The organism is Geodermatophilus sp. URMC 64, assembly GCF_053502555.1.
Genome location: NZ_CP199955.1, coordinates 2,533,831 through 2,549,180, shown reverse-complemented (window position 1 = coordinate 2,549,180; position 15,350 = coordinate 2,533,831). Strand labels below are relative to the sequence as shown.

Annotated in this window: 16 protein-coding genes; 7 read left to right on the top strand and 9 right to left on the bottom strand. The window is 74.8% G+C overall.

The window, feature by feature from the left end:
- The first annotated feature begins 55 nt into the window (after positions 1-55).
- Together ACWIYF_RS12550 and ACWIYF_RS12545 are read left to right on the top strand one after the other, a co-directional pair.
- The gene (locus ACWIYF_RS12550) at positions 56-1,045 is read left to right on the top strand and encodes an SDR family oxidoreductase (protein WP_448628469.1); all 990 of its coding nucleotides are present in this window, start codon (positions 56-58) and stop codon (positions 1,043-1,045) included.
- Positions 1,042-2,838, top strand: coding sequence for a thiamine pyrophosphate-requiring protein (locus ACWIYF_RS12545; RefSeq protein WP_448628468.1), 1,797 nt, complete (start codon positions 1,042-1,044; stop codon positions 2,836-2,838). The genes ACWIYF_RS12550 and ACWIYF_RS12545 overlap by 4 nt, the downstream gene beginning before the upstream one ends.
- Here the strand turns inward: ACWIYF_RS12545 and ACWIYF_RS12540 are convergent.
- The 4 genes from ACWIYF_RS12540 to ACWIYF_RS12525 all read right to left on the bottom strand — a co-directional run bounded on the left by ACWIYF_RS12540 (position 2,820) and on the right by ACWIYF_RS12525 (position 4,682).
- On the bottom strand, positions 2,820-3,164 hold the full coding sequence (locus tag ACWIYF_RS12540) for a hypothetical protein (RefSeq protein WP_448628467.1): 345 nt from the start codon (positions 3,162-3,164) through the stop codon (positions 2,820-2,822). The two genes, ACWIYF_RS12545 and ACWIYF_RS12540, sit on opposite strands and share 19 nt — an antisense overlap.
- Before the next feature lie 195 nt (positions 3,165-3,359).
- Entirely contained in the window at positions 3,360-3,800 is a 441-nt protein-coding gene (locus ACWIYF_RS12535) for an SRPBCC family protein (protein ID WP_448628466.1), read from the bottom strand.
- A gap of 29 nt (positions 3,801-3,829) precedes the next feature.
- Positions 3,830-4,225 (bottom strand): nuclear transport factor 2 family protein, encoded by a 396-nt coding sequence (locus ACWIYF_RS12530; RefSeq protein WP_448628465.1) that lies wholly within the window; start codon positions 4,223-4,225, stop codon positions 3,830-3,832.
- A gap of 37 nt (positions 4,226-4,262) precedes the next feature.
- Positions 4,263-4,682 (bottom strand): MmcQ/YjbR family DNA-binding protein, encoded by a 420-nt coding sequence (locus ACWIYF_RS12525; RefSeq protein WP_448628464.1) that lies wholly within the window; start codon positions 4,680-4,682, stop codon positions 4,263-4,265.
- 85 nt (positions 4,683-4,767) lie between these two features.
- Between ACWIYF_RS12525 and ACWIYF_RS12520 the strand changes: the two genes are divergently transcribed.
- On the top strand, positions 4,768-5,082 hold the full coding sequence (locus tag ACWIYF_RS12520; protein WP_448628463.1) for an antibiotic biosynthesis monooxygenase family protein: 315 nt from the start codon (positions 4,768-4,770) through the stop codon (positions 5,080-5,082).
- Between the two features lie 9 nt (positions 5,083-5,091).
- Here ACWIYF_RS12520 and ACWIYF_RS12515 read toward each other — a convergent pair whose 3' ends face one another.
- On the bottom strand, positions 5,092-5,934 hold the full coding sequence (locus tag ACWIYF_RS12515) for an alpha/beta hydrolase (RefSeq protein WP_448628462.1): 843 nt from the start codon (positions 5,932-5,934) through the stop codon (positions 5,092-5,094).
- Between the two features lie 160 nt (positions 5,935-6,094).
- Here ACWIYF_RS12515 and ACWIYF_RS12510 point away from each other — a divergent pair, with 160 nt between their 5' ends.
- Together ACWIYF_RS12510 and ACWIYF_RS12505 are read left to right on the top strand one after the other, a co-directional pair.
- Entirely contained in the window at positions 6,095-7,522 is a 1,428-nt protein-coding gene (locus ACWIYF_RS12510) for a DUF222 domain-containing protein (protein ID WP_448628461.1), read from the top strand.
- A gap of 252 nt (positions 7,523-7,774) precedes the next feature.
- On the top strand, positions 7,775-8,929 hold the full coding sequence (locus ACWIYF_RS12505; RefSeq protein WP_448628460.1) for a transglycosylase family protein: 1,155 nt from the start codon (positions 7,775-7,777) through the stop codon (positions 8,927-8,929).
- A gap of 30 nt (positions 8,930-8,959) precedes the next feature.
- On the opposite strand, the gene ACWIYF_RS12500 is transcribed toward ACWIYF_RS12505, so the two are convergent.
- Both ACWIYF_RS12500 and ACWIYF_RS12495 read right to left on the bottom strand, forming a co-directional pair.
- Complete coding sequence (locus ACWIYF_RS12500; protein WP_448628459.1) at positions 8,960-10,597, bottom strand: thiamine pyrophosphate-binding protein; 1,638 nt, start codon at positions 10,595-10,597, stop codon at positions 8,960-8,962.
- An 8-nt stretch (positions 10,598-10,605) separates the two neighbouring features.
- Entirely contained in the window at positions 10,606-11,379 is a 774-nt protein-coding gene (locus ACWIYF_RS12495) for a cyclase family protein (RefSeq protein ID WP_448628458.1), read from the bottom strand.
- Between the two features lie 89 nt (positions 11,380-11,468).
- Between ACWIYF_RS12495 and ACWIYF_RS12490 the strand changes: the two genes are divergently transcribed.
- Both ACWIYF_RS12490 and nhaA read left to right on the top strand, forming a co-directional pair.
- Positions 11,469-12,878: a cation:dicarboxylate symporter family transporter gene (locus ACWIYF_RS12490; protein WP_448628457.1), complete on the top strand. Its 1,410-nt coding sequence runs from the start codon at positions 11,469-11,471 to the stop codon at positions 12,876-12,878.
- Between the two features lie 33 nt (positions 12,879-12,911).
- Positions 12,912-14,306: a Na+/H+ antiporter NhaA gene (nhaA, locus tag ACWIYF_RS12485; RefSeq protein WP_448628456.1), complete on the top strand. Its 1,395-nt coding sequence runs from the start codon at positions 12,912-12,914 to the stop codon at positions 14,304-14,306.
- Between the two features lie 12 nt (positions 14,307-14,318).
- Here nhaA and ACWIYF_RS12480 read toward each other — a convergent pair whose 3' ends face one another.
- Together ACWIYF_RS12480 and ACWIYF_RS12475 are read right to left on the bottom strand one after the other, a co-directional pair.
- The gene (locus ACWIYF_RS12480) at positions 14,319-14,810 is read right to left on the bottom strand and encodes a DsbA family protein (RefSeq protein ID WP_448628455.1); all 492 of its coding nucleotides are present in this window, start codon (positions 14,808-14,810) and stop codon (positions 14,319-14,321) included.
- Positions 14,807-15,331, bottom strand: coding sequence for a gamma carbonic anhydrase family protein (locus ACWIYF_RS12475; RefSeq protein WP_448628454.1), 525 nt, complete (start codon positions 15,329-15,331; stop codon positions 14,807-14,809). The genes ACWIYF_RS12480 and ACWIYF_RS12475 overlap by 4 nt, the downstream gene beginning before the upstream one ends.
- Positions 15,332-15,350 lie beyond the last annotated feature (19 nt).

Sequence of the window (15,350 nt, the reverse complement as noted above, 5' to 3'; positions counted from 1 at the left end):
GTCATCGGGGCGCCACTGGTTTTCGGCGGAGGCCGCCCGGGTGCAGGGTGCACACGTGCAGGGAGTGCGGCTGACCGGCGCGGTCGTGGTGATCACCGGCGCCTCGAGCGGCATCGGCCTCGCCACGGCGCGGGCCTTCGCCGGCGAGGGCGCCCGGCTCGTGCTCGCGGCCCGGGGCGCCGAGCGGCTGGCGGCGGCGGCGGACAGCTGCCGCGCGCTGGGCGCGGACGTGCTCGCCGTCCCCACCGACGTCACCGACGCCGCGGCGGTCGACCGGCTGGCCGACGCCGCCGTCGAGCGGTTCGGGCGCATCGACGTGTGGGTCAACGGCGCCGGGACCAGCCTGTGGGGGCCGTTCGAGAAGGTGCCCGTCGAGGCGTCGGTGCGGCTGGTCGAGGTGGACCTGCTCGGCGCGCTGCACGGCTGCGCCGCCGCCGTCCCCCGGATGCTGCGGCAGGACGGTCCGGCGGTGATCGTCAACGTGGTGTCCATCGGCGGCCGGATCGCCAGCCCCTGGACGGCGGTCTACAGCGGGGCGAAGTTCGGGCTGGCCGGCCTCACGGACGCGCTGCGGGCGGAGCTGGCGGTGCACTCGCGGATCGCGGTCTGCGGCATCTACCCCGCCTTCGTCGACACCCCGACGAACCGGGCGTCGGGCAACTGGACCGGCCGGCAGCTGCGGCCGCTGCCCCCGGTGGTGGAGCCGGAGCGGGTGGCCCGGCGGATCCTCGCCCTCGCCGTCCGGCCGCGGCGGGCGGTGCGGGTCGGCGCGCTCAACCTGCTGTCGCTGCCCTACGCCGTCGCGCCGGGCGCGGTGGGCCGGCTCTCGGCGGAGCTGGGCCGCCGGTACCTGCTGGGCTCCGGGCCGCCGGCGCCGGCGGATCCCGGTGCCCTGTTCGCCCCGGTGGACGGCCCGGCCGAGCCGCGGGGCGGCTGGGGACGGTCGCAGCGCCGCCGCGCCCGGGGTGCGGTCGCCGTCGCCGGGGTAGCCCTGGCCGGCGCGGCGGGCGCGTGGGCCCGCCGCCGCCGGACGGAGGACGCATGAGCGAGCGGCTGGTGGCCGACCTGGTGGTGGAGCGGCTGCGGCAGTGGGGCGTGCCGCGGGTGTTCGGCTACTCCGGGGACGGCATCAACGCGGTCATGGGCGCGCTGCGCCGCGCCGGCGAGCCGGAGTTCGTGCAGGCCCGGCACGAGGAGGCGGCCGCGTTCATGGCGGTCGGGCACGCCAAGTACACCGGCGGGGTCGGCGTCTGCCTGTCCACCCAGGGCCCCGGCGCGGTGCACCTGCTGACCGGCCTCTACGACGCCAAGCTCGACGGCGTCCCCGTGGTCGCGGTCATGGGCCAGCAGCAGCAGACCGTGCTCGGTTCGGAGTACCAGCAGGAGATCGACCTGCTCTCGCTGGTCAAGGACGTCGCCGCGCAGTTCGCGCAGGTGGCGACGACGGCCGAGCAGCTCCCGCTGGTGCTGGACCGGGCCTTCCGCACCGCCCTGGCGACCCGCTCCCCCGCCGTCGTGATCCTGCCGCACGACGTGCAGCAGGAGCCGGCGCCCGAGGAGGAGCAGGAGCACGGCGTCGTCGTCACCGCGCCGACCGCGGCGCGGGGCCGGGTGCTCCCCCACGACGACGACCTGCGGGCCGCCGCCGAGCTGCTGAACGCCGGGCGGCGGCCGGTGCTGCTGGTCGGCCAGGGCGCCCGGGCGGCGCAGGCGGAGGTGGCCCAGGTCGCCGAGCGGCTCGGCGCCGGCGTGGTCACCAGCCTGCTCGGCAAGCCCTACGTCGACGAGGGGCTGCCGTTCGCCGCCGGTGTCATGGGGCACCTGGGGACGACGGCCAGCGGCGCCGTCCTCGGCCGCTGCGACACCCTGCTGGTCGTCGGCAGCAACGATCCGTGGACCGAGTACTACCCGCCGCCCGGGCAGGCACGGGCGGTGCAGATCGACGTCGACGGCCGGCACCTGGGCAACCGCTACCCGATCGAGGTCCCGCTGCTCGGCGACGCCGCGGAGACGCTGGGGGCGCTTCTGCCCCTGCTCGGCGAGCGCCCGGACCGCGCGTGGCGGGACGACGTCGAGGACGCCGTCCGGTCGTGGCGGGAGCTGGCCGCCGAGCGCGCCGGCACCGACGCGGACGCGGTCAACCCCGAGCGCGTCGTCGCGGAGCTGTCCGGCCGACTGCCCGCCGACGCGCAGGTCGCCGTCGACGTCGGCTCGGTGACCTACTGGTACGCCCGCCAGCTGCGGCTGCCCGAGGGCGTGCCGGCACACCTGTCCAGCACGCTCGCCTGCATGGGCTGCTCGGTGCCGTACGGGCTGGCCGCGAAGCTGGCCCGGCCCGACCGGCCGGTGGTCGCCCTCAGCGGGGACGGCGCGATGCAGATGCTGGGCAACGCCGAGCTGGTCACCGTCGCGCACCGGTGGCGGCAGTGGGCCGATCCGCGGTTCGTCGTGTGCGTGCTCGCCAACCGCGACCTGGCCGAGGTCACCTGGGAGCAGCGGGAGATGGAGGGCGATCCGCGCTTCGACGAGAGCCAGTCGCTGCCGGCGTTCCCCTACGCCGGCTACGCCGAGCTGCTGGGGCTGACCGGCATCCGGGTCACCGACCCCGGCGAGCTCGGCGCGGCCTGGGACCGCGCGCTGGCCGCCGACCGGCCGGTCGTCCTCGAGGTGCTCACCGACGCCGACGTCCCGCTGCTGCCGCCCTTCCCCGCGGGGCAGGCCAAGCTGGACTCCTTCCGGACCGGCCTGGCGCAGGAGGGCGCCGCGGCCGAGCAGGCCCGCCGGCTGCTCGACACGTACGCGGCCCAGGAGGAACGGCGTCAGCCCGGCGGCCGCTGACCGCCGTCCACGCGTTCGGAACCGGAGTGCCGGTGGACGAACACGGGGAACCGCCGGCGCGAGCGCAGCCGCCGCGCCGTCGCGGCCGGGCGGTCGGTGGCCGGCACGGGGGCGCGCCCGGAGTCCCGGAGGTGCCCGAAGCGGAGCCGGGAGCGCAACCGGGCCGCTCCGCGCAGCCGCCGGCCCGGGTCACCCGGGCTCACCGGGCGCGGGACGACGTGCGCCCGGTGGCGGTCCTCCCACCGGGCGGTCTCCGCTCTCGCGAGAGCCGCCACCAGCCCGGTCACCAGCAGGAACGCGAGGACATCCACGATCGCCCACCACATGGCGCTCCACCTCTCGGAGCGGCCGGGGACGTTCCGGATCCGGGACGGCCACGGCTGCACCACGACGATCCCTCGCGGTGCTCGCCCGGACAAGGGGTGCGCTCGCGGTGGCGTACCGGAGGGTGCAGCGGCTCCGCCTCGTCCCGCGATCCGCAGGAGGACCGGGTCACGGGCGCCGATCGCCGCTCGGTCCGATCACGCGGGGTGCCGGCGCTCCACGAGCCGGGCCAGCTGGTTCACCATCGGGCGGCCGCGCACGAGCAGGACGGTCTCGGACACCGCGCTGTGCAGCCAGTACGTGGGGCCGCGCAGCGGGTGCTCGTCGAGGACGACCACGGTGCCGTCGCCCCACGGGTCGAGGTCGATGACGATGCGCGCCGACCCCAGCAGGCCGGCGTCGGCCTCCAGCCCCAGCCGCCGGCCCTTCTCGACGTGGCGCACCGTCGTCTGCCCGCGCAGCGCCAGCGGCCCCCAGCCGACGGTGTAGTGGATCGACGTCCCCACGTCCGGCCAGCCGTCGTCGACCGCGCGGATCTCCCGCGTGCCGATCACCCAGTCCGCGTACGCGTGCCCGTCGGCCAGCACGTCCCACACCTGCTCCGGAGGGCGCTCGATCAGCGCGTTGACCACCGCCACGGGCGCCCTGTGCCCGGGCGGGGCGCCGCTCAACCGGACGGGAACGAGTGGTGCTCGTGCGCGACGACCCAGCGGCCGCCGTCCTTGCGCAGCCCGACCGTGAGCCGCAGCCGCCGCTCCGGGTGCTCGGCGTGCTCCTCCGGCGTGCCGCAGCGCAGCAGCGCGGCGGCGAACGCGACGTCCTCCCCCGCGGTCACCTCGAGCGAGACGAGCTCGAAGGTCGCGCCCGAGCGCTGCCACGCGAAGAACGGCGGCCAGGTCTCCCGGTAGGCCTCGATCCCCCGCACGCCGTCGTCGGGCGGCGGGACGTCGAACATCAGGATGTCGGCCGCGTGGTCGGCCAGGACGTCGTCCAGACGCCCCTCGTGCGCCGCGTCCGCCCACCGCTCGATCAGCGCGCGGACCTGCGCCGCGTCGTCGTCCATGGAGGGTGGACGGCGGACGCAGCCGGAACTGAGCGCGCTACGGCAGGCCGTGCGCCGCGAGCCAGTCGGCCCGCCGGCGGGCGGAGGCCCGGGCGAGCCAGGCGTCCTGCACCAGCTCGGCCAGCTCCCCCCGGGTGATCTCGCCGAGCCGGCTGGCCCGCACCAGCACCGAGTCGTGCCCGTCGAAGTGCGGGGTGGTGAAGAACGGCGTCGAGGGGTCCTGGACCAGCGCCTGCTTGTCCGCCTCCGACTCCACCCAGAAGATGATCACGTCGGGCAGCTTCTCCCCGGTCTCGGGGTCGACGGCGTCCGGCCGCGGGGTGCGGAAGAAGACGAACGACTTGCCACCCACCTGGTAGACGGGGTTGCCCTGCGACCCGTGCACGACCGTCACGTGCGGGAGGCCGAGCGCGAGCTCGTGCACGTCCGCCACCTGTGCCGGCCGGTCATCGGTCACGGCGGGCAGCGTACGGGCGGGGCGTTCGTCATCGCCGCCAAGATCGCGTCATGAGCCTGAACCTCAGCGAGGGAAGGAACGCACCGTGATCGCACGCGTCTGGACGGGCGAGGTCCGGCGGGCCGACGCCGACACCTACGCCGACTACATCCGTGAGACGGGTTTCCGCGAGTACGGCGAGACCGCCGGCAACCGCGGCGCGTGGCTGCTCCGCCGCGACGACGGCGACGCTACCCGCTTCGTCGCCCTGTCGATGTGGGACTCCCTGGACGCGGTCCGTGCCTTCGCCGGCGACGACGTCGAGGCGGCGGTCCTCTACCCGGAGGACGAGCGCTACCTGCGGCCCGGGTCCTCGTCGATCGCGCACTACGAGGTCGTCGACCGGGTCGACCCGGCCTGAGCGGGCGGCTCAGGTGAACCGCTTGACGAAGGAGAGCGCCGTCTGGGCGACCTGGCGCCAGCCGTGGTCGATCGTGAGGGAGTGGCCCCGGTTCGGCATCTTCACGATCTCCGTCACGCCCGGGTTGCGCCGCTGCAGCTTGTAGGCGGCGTTCGCGATCGCCCACGGCACCGTGTGGTCCTGCTCGCCCTCGATGATCAGCAGGGGGCCGCGGTCGGGGTTCTTCGTGTCGACCTTCGCCTGCGTCCACGGGTTGAGGTTCGCGTTGCCCATCTGCACGAGGGAGATCCCGGAGCCGGCGACGTGGTAGGTGTCGTACAGCTCCTTCGCCTCCTTCTCGTCGAGCGCGTTGGCCCAGCCGTACCTGAACTGGTCGAACGTGAGCGTGATCGCGCGCCCGCGCGTGCGCGGGTCGGCCAGGAACGGGCCCACCCCCCTGAGCACGGAGACCGGCAGCGGCAGGACGCCGCGGAAGACCCCGGGGTCGATCGCCACCGTGGCTGCCGAGAGGCCCCGACCCGCGATGATCTGCGCGAGCAGGCCGCCGGTCGAGTGCCCCATCACCACCGGCTTCCTGTCCAGGGCGTCGATGACCTGGGTGGTGTGGTCGGCGACCTGGCTCAGCGTCTTCTTGGCCAGGACCTCCGGCTCCGCCCGGGCCTGGACGACCGTTTCCGGATCGTCCGGCCAGTCCGGCGTCAGCGGTGCATAGCCGGCCTGAGCGAAGAAGTCCGCCCAGTTGGCCCAGCTGCTCGGCAGCAGCCAGAGGCCGTGGATGAAGACGACCGGGGTGTTGCCGGAGGCGTTGGCCGCCTCGATCTCCCGCTTCTCCCGCTCCGAGATCGACGCCATGACGCACTCCCCTCCGCTCGGGGTGAATGTCAGCCCGACCCTAGCGAAGGATTCGGGTCGGACAGGTGGTCTCCCGCCCTCCTGCCTCCGCCGCCGATCCCTGCGGAAACATCCTGCTCAGCGAGCCGAAACTGTCGTAGGTGGTCCGTAGCTCGGGGCCATGACCACCGCCGCGCCGCACTCCTTCGAGGAGATCGTGGTCGACGTGGCCTGGCGGCCGGCGGTCGCCCGGCCGGCGCCGGTGGCGTCGCTGTCCCCGGAGGAGAAGGCGGCCGAGCTGCAGCGCCTGCAGGGCGAGCGGGCCCGGCTGGCCGCCCGCGAGGCGGATCTGATGCTGGGGTTCGCCGCCGACCGGCCGGAGGACGACGACCCTTCGGAGGACCATCCGGGTGCGCGGAGCCGGGACTGGCGGCAGACCGAGCCGGAGTTCCCCGGGATCAGCGAGTTCTTTCCCGACGAGCTCGGCCTGGTGCTCGGGGTGGGGCGGGGTACCGCGGCGCACAGGCTGCGCCGGGCCTGGAGCTGGCGGCACCGCCTGCCGGCCACCGGCGCCGCGCTGCGGCGGGGCGAGTTGGATGAGCGGCGGGCGCAGATCCTCGCCGACACCCTGGAGCACATCCGCCCGGCGCTGGCCGCCCGGGTGGAGGCGGTGGTGCTGCCCGAGGCGGCCGGGCTGAATTTCGCCGCGCTGAAGCGGCGCATCCTCGAGGTGCTGCTCGCACTCGACCCCGGTTCGGCCGACGAGGGCCGCACGCTGGCGGAGCGCAACGCGGATGTGTTCGTCGAGCCCGGCCCGGACGGCGGGGCCACCCTCGGCGCGGAGCTGCCGGCCGAGGAGGCCGCCGAGGGCTTCGACTTCCTCAACACCCTGGCCCAGCAGGCCAAGGCCGACGGCGATCCGCGCCCGATCGGGCAGCTGCGCGCCGAGCTGTTCTCCCTGCTCGTGCGCGGCGCCGCGATCGGCGCGGACGGTGCCCGGGCGAGCCTGACGATCACCGCCGCGCTGAAGGCGCTGGAGGGGACGAGCAGCCGGCCGGCCGAGGTCAACGGCTTCGCCATCACCCCGGCGCACCTGGCCGGGCTGCTGCGCCGGATCGGCGCGCTCGGCCTGCACACCCCCGGGGGCGGGTCGCTGACCTTCGCGACCACCGACGCGACCGGCCGGCTGCTCGCCACGGTGAGCCGGGAGGAGTTGGAGAGGCTGGTCCGCCGCGGCGACGGGCTCAACCCGCCGGCGGCCACCGAGAGCTACACCCCGACCGGCGCGCAGCGGGAGTTCATCGGCACCCGCGACCGCACCTGCCGGCATCCGTTCTGCGGGCAGCGGGTCGGCTGGGCCGACCACGACCACGGCGTCGCCCACTCCCGCGGCGGGCCGACCGACTGCACCAACCTGTGCTGCCTGTGCCGCACCCATCACCGGCTGAAGACCCTGTTCCGCGGCTGGCTGTTCGTCATGGAGCCCGACGGCACGCTGCACGTCACCACCCCGTCCGGCGTCACCCGCACCACCCGACCGTGGGCGATGCGCCGGCGACCGCCACCACCGCCACCGCCCGACCCGGCCGACGACCCGCCACCCTTCTAGCCACCTGGCTGTCGACCTCTCCCCTCATCCGGCTCTCCATGATCACCTCGGGCTCAGCGGTGTCTCCACGACCGGGAGGCACCGCTGCAGCCGAGGTGATCATGGAGGCGGGACGAGATCACGGCACATGTCGGCTCGTCCCCATGTCGACGAGCCGACATGCCCGGCTCGTTCCGCCCGATCCCCCTCGCACGGGCGATTTCCGCAGACCCTCCTCAAGAAGCCGCCACGTCGGCCCGATCCGTCCCCTGGATGCCCGGTTCGACGGAGGAGGTGGCGGGCCTGAGCGAGGCACTTCGGACCCGGCTGTCCGTACGGCGCCGCCTGGCCGCTCGCATGGCCGTCGTGGGCGTCGTCGCGGCCCTCGGCCCCGTCGTCGTCGCCGGCACGGCGTCGGCCCGGCCGGCCGACCCCTCCGACGGGCAGCTCGCCGCCGCGCAACAGGCCGCGGACGACGCCGCAGCGCAGGTTGCGCAGATCCTCGTCCGGCAGGGCGCCGCCCACACCGCCCTGGACGCCGCGCACGGCCGGGCCGCCGCCGCCCGCGCGCAGTACGACGCCACCCGGGCGAGCCTGGAGAGCGCTCAGGCGGCCGCCGCCACCGCGCAGGCCGCTGCCCAGCAGGCGCAGCACGACCTGGCCGATGCCCGCGCCGACGTCGTCGCCTTCGCCCGCGGCAGCTACATCGCGGGCAGCACCTCCCCCGGCCTGGAGGCGCTGCTCAGCTCCGGCGATCCCGCGCAGATGCTCGAGCGGGCCGCCCTCCTCGATGCCGCCGGTCGCAGCAGGTCCGACGTCCTGGACCGGATGACCGTTGCCGAGCAGCGGGCGGCCGACTCCTCCGCCGCGGCCGGGACCGCGCTGACGGACGCCGCCGCGCTCGAGCAACAGGCCGCCGCCGACCTGGCGGAAGCGGTCAAGGGCGAGGCCGAGGCCCGGCAGACCGCCGCCGCGGTGCAGGCGCAGCAGGCCGCACTGCAGTCCGAGCTCGACGACGCGAGGACCGCGCTCGTCGCCCTGCAGGCACAGCGGACCGCAGAGCAGCAGCGGACCGCGGTACCACAGCAGCCCTCCGTACCGCGGCAGACCTCCGGCGAGCAGCAGCACCCCGCGCCGTCCGCTCCCCCGTCGACCGGCTCCGACGGCGACGCGCCCGTACCGCCCGCCGACGCCCACGACTGGGACGCCGTCGCCCGGTGCGAGTCCGGCGGCAACTGGAGCATCAACACCGGCAACGGCTACTACGGCGGCCTGCAGTTCTCGCAGTCCACCTGGGACGCCTTCGGCGGCGCCGAGTACGCCGCACGCGCCGACCTCGCCACCAAGAGCGAGCAGATCGCCGTCGCCGAGCGGGTGCTCGACGTACAGGGCCCGGGCGCCTGGCCGACCTGCGGCCGGAACCTGTGACGCCGCTGGCCCCGCGCCGCTGACCCCGCGTCAGTGGCCGCGGAACGCCTCCTCCAGCCACCACGAGGGCTCGTGCCGGGTCACCTTCGCGTCGATCAGCAGCGGCGCCGAGCGCGGGCCGTGCACCCAGTCGGCGACCGGCGCGAGGTCCGGCACCGACCGCACGGTCACCGCCGTGAACCCGTAGCCCCGTGCGATCGCCGCGAAGTCGGTCTCCGGGAAGCGCACGGTGTCCAGCGGGGCGCCGTCCGGGCCGAAGTGGTGCACCTCGGCGCCGTAGGCGGCGTCGTCGTAGACGACCACCACCATGGGCAGGCCCAGCCGCACCACCGTCTCCAGCTCCGAGGCCCCCATGAGGGCGCCGCCGTCGCCGAGCGCCGCCACGGGCAGCCGGTCGGGGCGGGCCAGCGCCGCGCCGATCGCCGTCGACAGGCCCAGCCCGATCGACTGGAAGGCCTGCGTGAAGCAGAAGCCGAACTCGTCGGGGACGTCGAGGAACATGCTCGGGTAGCCCATGAAGTTGCCCGAGTCGACGGCGACCACCCGCTCGGCGGGCAGCAGGTCGTCCAGGGCCGCGGTGAGGGCGCGCGGGTCGACCAGCCCCTCGCGCCCGCCGTCCTCGAACGGGACGTCGCGCCAGCGGATCCGGTCGGCGATCGCCCGCCGCACCTCCTCCGACCGGTAGCCCGGCTGCGCCCGGTCGGCCAGCTGGCCGGAGACCGCCACGGCTACGGCCCGCACGTCGCCGGGGATCCCGATGTCGACCTTCCGCTGGGCGCCCAGCGCGTCGGGATCGACGTCGACCTGGACCACGACCGCGTCGTCGGCGATCAGCCGGCCGTGCCGCATCGTCCACATGTTGAGCTGGCAGCCCCAGCCCACGATGAGGTCGGCGCCCGAGATGAGCTCGGCGGCCAGCGGCGAGGCGAACCCGCCGGAGACGTCCAGGGACCACGGGTTGCCGGTGAACAGGCCCTTGGCCACCGCGGAGGTCGCCAGCAGCGCGCCGCAGCGCTCGGCCAGCTCCTCCAGCGCCCGCCGGCAGCCCGCACCCCGGGCGCCCCGGCCGGCGACGAACACCGGCCGCTCGGCGGCGGCCAGCGCCCGGGCCAGCCGGTCGACGTCCGCCGGGTCGACCGCCGCGACCGGCCGGGCCGCCGGCATGCGCGGCTCCGGCCGGTCCGGCGCGTCCTCGGCCTGCACGTCGAGCGGCACGTTGAGCAGCACCACCCGCCGCTCGTGCACGGCCGTGGCGACCGCCACCGCGGCCTGGGCGGAGGCCGTGCCGGCGGCGGTGATCCGCATCGGCACCGCACCCACCGCCGCGGCCAGCCCGGCCTGGTCGACGAAGAAGTTCGACCGGGGCGAGGTGGCCTCCGCGGCGACGACGACCAGCGGCGTCCGGCTCTTGGCCGCCTCGGTGATGCCGGTCATCGCGTTGGTCAGCCCGCAGCCCTGGTGCACGCTGAGCGCGGCGACCCCGGCGCTCATCCGGGCGTAGGCGTCGGCCATCGTCGCCGCGCCGCCCTCGTGCCGCGCCGCGACGTACCGCGCCCCGGCGGCGACCATCGCGTTGGTGACGGCGAAGTTGCCGGAGCCCACCACGCCGAAGACCTGCGAGATCCCGCAGCGGACGAGTGCCCCGCCGACTGCCTCCGCGACGTTCACCGGACGGATCAGCGCTCGACGAGCGCCAGCACCCGCGCCGGCGCTCCGGACCCGGTGACGATCGGCAGCGGCGCGGCCACCAGTAGCACGCCGGTGGGCGGCAGCTGCGCCAGGTTCTGCAGCTGGGTGAGCCCGTACTTGCCGCTGCCCATCAGCGCCGCGTGGCACGGGAACGCCGGGTCGAACGAGTGCGCCGCGCCGGCGTCGGTGCCCACCGTCTCCACGCCCACCCCGATGATCGGTGCCTCCTCGGCCAGCCAGCGGGCGCACGCCGGGGAGACCCCGGGCGTGTGCGGGCCGGTCTCGTCGGCGTTGAGGAACTCCTCCTGCGAGGCCGACCGCGCGTCCCACCCGGTGCGGTAGAGCAGCCAGCCGCCCTCGGGCAGCGGGCCGTGGGTGGCCTCCCACTGCCGGATGTGGTCCACCTCGAGCAGGAAGTCCGGGTTCTCGGCAGCCTCCCGTGAGAAGTCCAGGACGACGGCCGGGCCGACCAGCCGGGACGGCGGCACCGACGCGACGTCCTCGCCGTCCTTGCCGGTGACCCAGTGGTTGGGGGCGTCGAAGTGCGTCCCGGTGTGCTCGCCGGTGCGGAAGTTGTTCCAGTACCAGGCCGGGCCCCGGTCGTCGTAGCGGGACAGCTCCTCGAGCTCGAAGCGCGCCGTCTGGGCGAACTCCGGGGGCAGCTGGATGACCGGTGTCCCGGCCGACAGCGGCGCGGTGAGGTCGACGATCTCGACGCGGCCGGCGCCGAGCGCCTCGGCGACGGTGGACAGCAGCGACATGCACGCCTCTTCTCGGTCGCGGGAGCGGGGAACCAGAGCATTCCGCACTCCCGGTTGCGGGTCACCCGGGCCCCGAGCAGCGTTGGCCCATGGCCGCGAACCCTGCATCGACGGACTCCCCGGAGACCAAGCGCCGGGACCGCACGCACTGGCTCTACATCGCCGTCATCGCCGCCGTCGTCCTCGGCATCGTCGTCGGGTTCGCCTTTCCCGACTTCGCCGTGGGCCTCAAGTGGCTGGGGACGGCGTTCGTCGCGCTGATCCGGATGCTCATCGGGCCGATCATCTTCTGCACGATCGTGCTCGGCATCGGCGCGATCCGGAAGGCGGCCGCGGTCGGCCGGATCGGCGGCCTGGCCCTGGGCTACTTCCTGCTGATGTCGACCGTGGCGCTGGCCATCGGCCTCGTCGTCGGCAACCTCCTGCACCCGGGCGACGGGCTGCAGCTCTCCGACGAGCTGCGCGGCCAGGGCGCCGACCTGGCCGGGGAGGCCGAGGCCAGCGGCGGGACGACCGACTTCATCCTCGGCTTGATCCCGACCACCCTGATCTCCGCGCTCACCGAGGGCTCGGTGCTGCAGGCGCTGCTCATCGCCCTGCTGGTCGGCTTCGCCATCCAGGCGATGGGCCGCTCCGGCGAGCCGATCCTGCGCGCCGTCGGCTTCTTCCAGAAACTGGTCTTCCGCGTGCTGGCCATGATCATGTGGGTGGCCCCGATCGGCGCGTTCGGCGCCATCGCGGCGGTGGTCGGCGAGACGGGCTGGGAGGCGCTGAAGAGCCTCGCCGTGATCATGATCGGCTTCTACGTCACGTGCGCGCTGTTCGTGTTCATCGTGCTGGGGCTCATCCTCAGATTCGTCAGCAGGGTCAACATCTTCACGCTGCTGCGCTACCTGGGCCGGGAGTTCCTGCTCATCCTGTCGACGTCCTCGTCGGAGACGGCCCTGCCGCGGCTGATCGCGAAGATGGAGCACGCCGGCGTCAGCCAGCCGGTGGCCGGCATCGTCGTCCCGACCGGGTACTCGTTCAACCTCGACGGCACCGCCATCTACCTGACGATGGCCTCGCTGTTCATCGCCGAGGCCCTCGGCGACCCGCTGTCGATCGGCGAGCAGATCGGCCTGCTGCTGTTCATGATCATCGCCTCGAAGGGCGCCGCCGGCGTCACCGGCGCCGGGCTGGCCACCCTCGCCGGCGGCCTGTCCGCGCACCGGCCGGAGCTGCTGGACGGCGTCGGCCTCATCGTCGGCATCGACCGGTTCATGTCCGAGGCGCGGGCGCTGACCAACTTCGCCGGCAACGCCGTCGCCACGGTGCTGGTGGCCACCTGGACCGATCAGCTCGACCGCGGATGCCTCGACGCAGCGCTCTCCGGCGAGGCGCCGTTCGACGAGACGACGATGCTCGACGAGCACGAGCAACCGGAGTCCGGCACGAACGCCGGGCCGGGTCAGCGGGACGCCGAGGCCGCCGAGCGGGATCTCGCCACAAAGCACTGACGCACTCGTCCTCCCGGGCGGGAGGATCGGCGGGTGACCACGGAGCTCCCCGCCCCCTCCCGCCCCGGGCCGGCGCTGCGGATCAGCGTCCCGCGGCCCTACCGGTCGGCGAGCTTCGGCCGGTTCCTCGCCGACGAGGCCGGAAGCGCGGTGCTGCTGCTGGCCGCCACCGTGGTGGCGCTGGTGTGGGCGAACCTGCCCGGCGACGGCTACGAGGCGTTCTGGTCCACCGAGGTCTCCCTGCGCGTGGGCGACTGGACGGCGGACCTGGACCTGCGGCACGTGGTCAACGACGCACTCATCTCGCTGTTCTTCGTCGTCGTCGGGCTGGAGATCAGCCGTGAGGTCACCGTCGGGGAGCTGCGCAACCGACGCAGAGTGATCGTCCCGGCGCTGGGCGCGGTCGGAGGGCTCGTGCTGCCGGCCCTCGTCTACCTGACCTTCGTCGGATCCGGGCCGGCGGCCGCCGGCTGGGGGATCCCGGTGTCGACCGACACGGCGTTCCTCATCGGCGTCCTGGCGCTGTTCGGCCCGCGCTGCCCCGACCAGCTGCGCGTGTTCCTCCTGACCCTGGCGATCGTCGACGACATCGGCGCGATCACCGTGATGGCGGTCTTCTACACCCCGTCGGTGTCCGTGCCCGCACTCGTGGCCAGCGGTGTCCTCGTCCTCGTGCTCCTCGGACTGCGCTGGGTCGGGGTGTGGCAGCTGGCGCCGTACCTGCTGGTCGGGCTGGCGCTGTGGTGCGCGGTGTTCGCCTCCGGGGTGCACGCGACGCTGGCCGGTGTGCTGGTCGGTCTCATCGTCCCCGCCACCCCCGTGGAGGAGGACCAGCGGGACCGGCTGCAGTTCTACGGGCGGGCGCTGCTGGAGCGGGCCGAGGCCTCCCGCGCGCGGCTGGCGACGGCGGCGGCGCGGGCGACGGTCCCGGCGAACGACCGGCTGCAGAACGACCTGCACCCGCTCTCCGCCTTTCTCGTCGTACCGCTGTTCGGGCTGGCCAACGCCGGGGTCCGGCTGGACGGCGAGTCGCTGTCCGCCGCGGTCACGTCGAGCGTGACGATCGGCGTCGTGGCCGCGCTGCTGCTCGGGAACACGCTCGGCATCTCGGTGGGCGCCGGGCTGGCGCTCCGGTCGGGCTGGGGCCAGTTGCCCGGTCGGGTCCGCTACGGCCACCTCATCGGCGGCGCCGCCCTGTCCGGCATCGGCTTCACGATCGCGCTGTTCATCACCGAGATGGCCTTCACCGACGAGGCACTGCGCCAGGAGGCGAAGGTGGGGGTGCTGGCCGGTTCGCTGCTAGCGGCGGTCATCGGGTCACTGCTGCTGCGCTACCTGGGCGAGCGGCTGCCGCTGTGCACCATCGAGGACGACGTCGAGCCGCCGGAGCTGCCGGTCGGTCCGTGGCGCGACCCGACGCTGGCCTGATTCAGCCGGGGCTCAGCCGAGGCCGACGGCGGCGCGCAGGTCCCGCAGCTGGGGCGCGCCGGTGTGCCGCTGGTCGCCGATGAACAGCGTCGGCGTCCCCCGGACCCCGGCCGCGACGCCGGAACGGTAGTCGGCCTCGACGGCCGGCCGGAAGGCCTGCGCGGGCGCCCCCACGACCCCGGTGGCGCCCACCTGGGCGCCGTAGCCGGCGAGGTCGGCGTCGGTCAGCCGGTCCTGGTGGGCGAAGAGCAGGTCGTGCATCGCCCAGAAGCGGTCGCCGGACGCCTCGGCGGCCAGCGCCGCGGTGAGCGCGAAGGCGTGCACGGTGAACAGCGGGAAGTGCCGGAAGACCAGCGCCACCCGCCCGCCCGAGGTGTCGACCAGCTCGCGCAGCACCGGCGCGGCCGCCCGGCAGTACGGGCACTCGAAGTCGCCGTACTCGACGACGCGGACCGGCGCCGCCGGGTCCCCGTAGAGGTGCCGGTCGAGGTCCACCGGGCTCACCCCACCTGCTCGATCCCGGTGGCGTGCCGGCGGGCCAGCTCCTGGTAGATCGACGGGTTGCCGTCGACCCAGAAGGCCGCGCCCGCGGTCAGCGGACCGCGCACCTTCGCCGGCGCGCCGAGCGCCATCACCTCGGCGGGGATCTCCGCGTTCGGCGGCACCAGGCTGCCGGCGCCGATCAGCGTGCGGGCGCCGATGCGGGCGCCGTCCTGCACGGTCGCGCCGTTGCCGATCAGCGCCTCCGCGCCGATCACCGCCCCGTGGACGACGCACATGTGGCCCACCGTCACGCCCGGGCCGATGTCGGTCTCCGGGTCGTCGCCGCCGTGCAGCACCGAGTTGTCCTGGATGTTCGCGCCGGCCCGGATCCAGATGCGGCCGAAGTCGGCGCGCAGGACGGCGCCGTACCAGACCGACGCGCCGGCCTCGACGACGACGTCGCCGATCAGCGTCGCCGTCGGGGCGATCCAGGCGTCGGGGTGGACCTGGGGCTTGCGCCCCTCGAAGGAGAACAGCGGCATGGTCCGGCAGCCTAGGGTC

What these genes read in the sequence shown, in the direction of transcription:
- ACWIYF_RS12545 (WP_448628468.1), top strand. Translation starts at nt 1,042, where the DNA reads ATGAGCGAGCGGCTGGTGGCCGACCTGGTGGTGGAGCGGCTGCGGCAG.
- ACWIYF_RS12540 (WP_448628467.1), bottom strand. Translation starts at nt 3,164, where the DNA reads ATGTGGTGGGCGATCGTGGATGTCCTCGCGTTCCTGCTGGTGACCGGG.
- ACWIYF_RS12530 (WP_448628465.1), bottom strand. Translation starts at nt 4,225, where the DNA reads ATGGACGACGACGCGGCGCAGGTCCGCGCGCTGATCGAGCGGTGGGCG.
- ACWIYF_RS12515 (WP_448628462.1), bottom strand. Translation starts at nt 5,934, where the DNA reads ATGGCGTCGATCTCGGAGCGGGAGAAGCGGGAGATCGAGGCGGCCAAC.
- ACWIYF_RS12510 (WP_448628461.1), top strand. Translation starts at nt 6,095, where the DNA reads ATGACCACCGCCGCGCCGCACTCCTTCGAGGAGATCGTGGTCGACGTG.
- ACWIYF_RS12505 (WP_448628460.1), top strand. Translation starts at nt 7,775, where the DNA reads ATGCCCGGTTCGACGGAGGAGGTGGCGGGCCTGAGCGAGGCACTTCGG.
- ACWIYF_RS12495 (WP_448628458.1), bottom strand. Translation starts at nt 11,379, where the DNA reads ATGTCGCTGCTGTCCACCGTCGCCGAGGCGCTCGGCGCCGGCCGCGTC.
- ACWIYF_RS12490 (WP_448628457.1), top strand. Translation starts at nt 11,469, where the DNA reads ATGGCCGCGAACCCTGCATCGACGGACTCCCCGGAGACCAAGCGCCGG.
- ACWIYF_RS12475 (WP_448628454.1), bottom strand. Translation starts at nt 15,331, where the DNA reads ATGCCGCTGTTCTCCTTCGAGGGGCGCAAGCCCCAGGTCCACCCCGAC.